Genomic DNA, 3,138 nt, shown 5'->3' with positions numbered 1-3,138 from the left:
TTTCTTTTTGCGGCGAACCGTCCGTGCCAACTTAACCACCACCGACTTCGAGTCGGTGGGTTGAGGAGCTAGGCTGGAAGCCGGGAATCACTCTAAAGAGATATTCTCCTCGTCGTTGCGCTTGTGGGCGTCATAGTGGTTGTTGATGTACTCGTCGATCATCTCATCCGTTACGTTTCCACTCGTGGCGCTGAAATAGCCTCGTGCCCAAAAGTGTCTCCCCCAGTACCGTTTGCGTACTTCCGGAAACTCCTGCTGCACTTTCCTTGAACTCCTTCCCTTCGCCCGCTTCACAAACTCCGCTACCGCCAGCTGTGGCGGGATCGACACCAACAGGTGGATGTGATCGCTGGATACCACACCATTGATGATCTTTACCCCCAGCTCTTCGGCAACTTGCGCGATAATTGTGCGCACCCGCCGTTGCAACTCGCCGCGCAAAACTCTGTAGCGGTACTTCGTGATCCACACCAGGTGGTAGCGATGGTGGTAGATCGTGTGGCTCCCTTTGCTATAGCTCTTCACCTTCGCAATCTACACGCTGATACCCTCTAGGGCACAAGAGCGTCTCCCGTCTGGAAGACGGGGGTTTAGGACCATTTAGAGGACTATAAAGCGTGGGACTCCGTATTCTTCAGGCGCATCGCGTGAAATGCGTCCTGTGAACTGTAAGGTACTGGCGAGTGACTTATGTGGGCTATGAACTACGGCAACCTGATTGCCTGACAAAAGTAGCAGAGGGTGCTTGCAGGACGCGATAAGGCGTACGCTATGAACTTGTGAACAGTTCCAGCACCCTCCACTTTTACGATACCTTGTTCAAGCTGCTCAGACCATCAGCCTGGAAGGACATCAGGCACTGCAAGACGTTTACCTGGATGGTCATCGGCCTGCTTGGCTCAGGTTGCATCAGCCTGAGCACTTGGGCGGATTATGCGCATGGTCGCGCCAAACAGGCATCGAGCCGCGTCAGGCGCTTTTCACGTTGGCTGGCGAACGACAAAGTCAAGGTGAACGAGCTCTATGCGCCTATCATCCAAGAAGCCCTGGCAAGCTGGGGAAAGCACAGGCTCTACCTGGCCTTGGATACCAGTCAGTTGCCCGGCGGCTACTGTTTGATTCGCGTCAGTGTGCTGTACCGTGGTCGCGCGGTGCCGGTGGTATGGTAGGTTTTGGCGCATGACAGTAGCAGCGTCGCCTTTGAGGTCTACCGTCCGTTGCTTGCTCAAGCGTCCCGCCTCCTGCCCAGCGGGGTGAAGGTGGTGCTGTTGGCAGACAGGGGCTTTTGTGACACCAAGTTGATGAAGTACTTGACGAACGAGCTCGCTTGGCACTATCGCATCCGCATCAAAGCCAACTTGCGCTGCCATCTCGGTCAGGGAGCGAAGATCAAACTCGCGCGCGTATCTCTTGCCGCAGGCGAGGCACGGTTCTGGCAAGGCATATCGCTCACCGCCAAACGCTATGGTCCAGTGTCGCTTGCGCTGGGACGTCCCTACGGCAGTGTCCTTCGCTGGCTGGTGGTGAGTGACGAACCGACCAGCAGTGAGACCTTTGTCGAGTATGGCCTGAGGTTCAGGCTGGAAGAAGAGTTCTTGGACGAAAAATCGAACGGCTTTCAACTCGAGGATACTCGCCTGCTGGGGGCAGCTGCTCTCAATCGTCTGTGTCTGGTGCTGGCCGTGGCCAGCCTTTACCTGGTCGTCCAGGGCAGTGAGGTCGTTCGCCAAGGCCGCCGCCGTGAGGTTGACCCGCACCGCCAGCGTGGCAGCTCTTACCTCAAACTGGGCTGGCGCTATCTCAGACGCTTTTTCTCAGGGGTGGCCTATCCCTTACCCAGCGTGTTGCGGCTTACGGGCGAACCGGACCCGGAAGCTGCGATGGCCTCGAAAACCCAGCACGCTAAACCCAGCAAGAGCGCTTCGACCTTCTCGACTTCCGCAACCCTGAAGAGCTTCCTTGCCTCCCGGTTTCCCTTGCCCTTACCGCATGACCAGAGTTTTGTCAGGCAATCAGGGTCGGGAGCTTAATAATGGGCTTGGCAACACTTGGCGTGGACCAGACTTCGTAAGCTGGCAGGATGGATAAACGACATCTCGGCAAGACGGACATGCAGGTGACACGCTTGGGCTTCGGCCTTTCAGAAATCGGTTCGGCCGACCTTTCGGATACCCACCCTGGCGAGGTGCTTAATGCCGCGCTCGACGCGGGCATCAACTTCCTTGATACCGCCGCCTGCTACGGCCTGAGCGAGGAGCTGATCGGCCAAAGCGTTTCACAGCGGCGTAATGAGTTCTACCTGGCCACGAAAGCTGGACACGTTGTTGACGGCTATGAGGGCGAGGAGTGGACGGCGCGGACCATCCGTGACAGCATTGACCGCAGCTTGAAGCGTCTCAGAACCGATTGCCTCGACTTGGTCCAGCTCCACTCGTGCAGCGTAGCGGTGCTCGAGCGCGGGGAGGCCATCGGAGCGTTGCAGGAGGCGCAGCGTGAGGGCAAGACGCGCTATATCGGCTACAGCGGTGACAACGAGAACGCCGAGTGGGCGGTCGACAGCGGACTTTTCGATACGCTGCAAACGAGCTTCAACCTCGTCGACCAAAAAGCGCGCTTCAACCTTTTCACACAAGCCAAAGCAAAGGGCATGGGCATCATCGTGAAACGGCCCATCGCCAATAGTGCTTGGGGTGCTGAAGAGAGTCCGAGCGGATATGCGGACGGCTACTTTAAGCGGGCGCAGCGGATGCGCGCGACCGAACCCCTACCGGACGCGCCTGCAGACCGGATCGCCCTGGCGCTCGGCTTCACGCTTAAGCACGACGCCGTGGACGTCGCGATTGTGGGAACAAAGACGCCGAAATACATGCGTTCTAATGTCAAGCTCGTCGAAGGCGGGCTACCTTTGACAGAGGCGACCGTGACCGAGTTGCACCGCCGCTTTGAGGACGTCGGCCGTGACTGGCCCCAGCTGACCTGACGTAGAAAGGGGTGTGCCACGCCGCTAGCTGCGCATAATTAGGCCATGCCGCCTTTCACCTGGACTGATCCCTTCGGCGCCGTCACCGCCGTCCTCAGCCTTGACGGGGAGGCCCTCCGGTCGCTGAGCGAGAGCCGTGGCGCCTTACCTCTGGGCAT

The 3,138-nt window shown here is 58.3% G+C and carries 4 protein-coding genes; 3 read left to right on the top strand and 1 reads right to left on the bottom strand.

The genetic code is table 11. The features are described from left to right. Positions 1–87 precede the first annotated feature (87 nt). Positions 88–525, bottom strand: a complete 438-nt coding sequence (gene tnpA, locus M3498_10310) for an IS200/IS605 family transposase (GenBank protein MDQ3459674.1) — start codon at positions 523–525, stop codon at positions 88–90. 254 nt (positions 526–779) lie between these two features. Between tnpA and M3498_10305 the strand changes: the two genes are divergently transcribed. The 3 genes from M3498_10305 to M3498_10295 are packed head-to-tail and all read left to right on the top strand — an operon-like array spanning position 780 to position 2,980. Further along, positions 780–1,169 (top strand): hypothetical protein, encoded by a 390-nt coding sequence (locus M3498_10305; protein MDQ3459673.1) that lies wholly within the window; start codon positions 780–782, stop codon positions 1,167–1,169. A gap of 3 nt (positions 1,170–1,172) precedes the next feature. After that, on the top strand, positions 1,173–2,030 hold the full coding sequence (locus M3498_10300) for a transposase (protein MDQ3459672.1): 858 nt from the start codon (positions 1,173–1,175) through the stop codon (positions 2,028–2,030). Between the two features lie 50 nt (positions 2,031–2,080). Beyond that, positions 2,081–2,980 carry an aldo/keto reductase gene (locus M3498_10295; GenBank protein MDQ3459671.1) on the top strand — a complete coding sequence of 300 codons (900 nt, stop codon included), beginning with the start codon at positions 2,081–2,083 and terminating at the stop codon, positions 2,978–2,980. The last annotated feature ends 158 nt before the right edge of the window (positions 2,981–3,138 follow it).

The sequence above is a fragment of the Deinococcota bacterium genome (assembly GCA_030858465.1).
Taxonomy (GTDB): domain Bacteria; phylum Deinococcota; class Deinococci; order Deinococcales; family Trueperaceae; genus JALZLY01.
The sequence above is the reverse complement of the archived record's forward strand: the minus strand, read 5'-3'. Positions and strand labels throughout refer to the sequence as shown.